This is a genomic window from Kitasatospora cheerisanensis KCTC 2395, from assembly GCF_000696185.1.
GTDB classification, from domain to species: domain Bacteria; phylum Actinomycetota; class Actinomycetes; order Streptomycetales; family Streptomycetaceae; genus Kitasatospora; species Kitasatospora cheerisanensis.
The window spans coordinates 6,668,878-6,669,507 of the sequence record NZ_KK853997.1; the positions used below are offsets into that span (position 1 = coordinate 6,668,878).

Sequence of the window (630 nt, forward strand, 5' to 3'; positions counted from 1 at the left end):
CCCCTGGTGGTCACCGACATCCCCGACCCCGCGGTGCTGCCGGTCGGCCCCGAGGCCGCCGCGATCCTCCGGCTGTGCCGGGGCAACGCGCTGTCGGTGGCCGAGATCGCCGCCGAACTCGACCTGCCGCTCGGCGTGGTCCGGGTGCTGCTCGGCGACCTGCTCGACGCCGAACAGATCCGGGTCAGCCGCCCCGTCCCGCCGGCCCTGCTCCCGCACGAGCACATCCTCCAGGAGGTCATCCATGGACTCCGTGCGCTCTGACACCGACCTCGCCCTGAAGATCCTGGTCGCCGGCGGCTTCGGCGTCGGCAAGACCACGCTGGTCGGCGCCGTCAGCGAGATCAGACCGCTGCGCACCGAGGAGCAGTTGACCGCGGCGGGCAGCCAGGTCGACGACCTCGGCGGGGTCGAGCGGAAGACCACCACCACCGTCGCCATGGACTTCGGCCGGATCACCATCCGGGACGGCCTGGCCGTCTACCTGTTCGGCACCCCGGCCAGGACCGGTTCTGGTTCCTCTGGGACGAACTCGCGCAGGGCGCGCTCGGCGCCGTCGTCCTCGCCGACACCCGCCGCCTCACCGACTGCTTCCCCGCCGTCGACTTCTTCGAGCACCGCGGCATCCCG

The 630-nt window shown here is 72.5% G+C and carries 1 protein-coding gene and 1 pseudogene; both read left to right on the top strand.

Going from position 1 to position 630, the window contains the following annotated elements:
• Window positions 1-264 (top strand): DUF742 domain-containing protein (locus KCH_RS29930; RefSeq protein ID WP_208866002.1); only part of this gene is annotated, 264 nt, incomplete at its 5' end.
• Window positions 245-630: pseudogene (locus tag KCH_RS40225) on the top strand (GTP-binding protein); the annotation flags it as partial. The gene KCH_RS29930 and the pseudogene KCH_RS40225, both read left to right, overlap by 20 nt.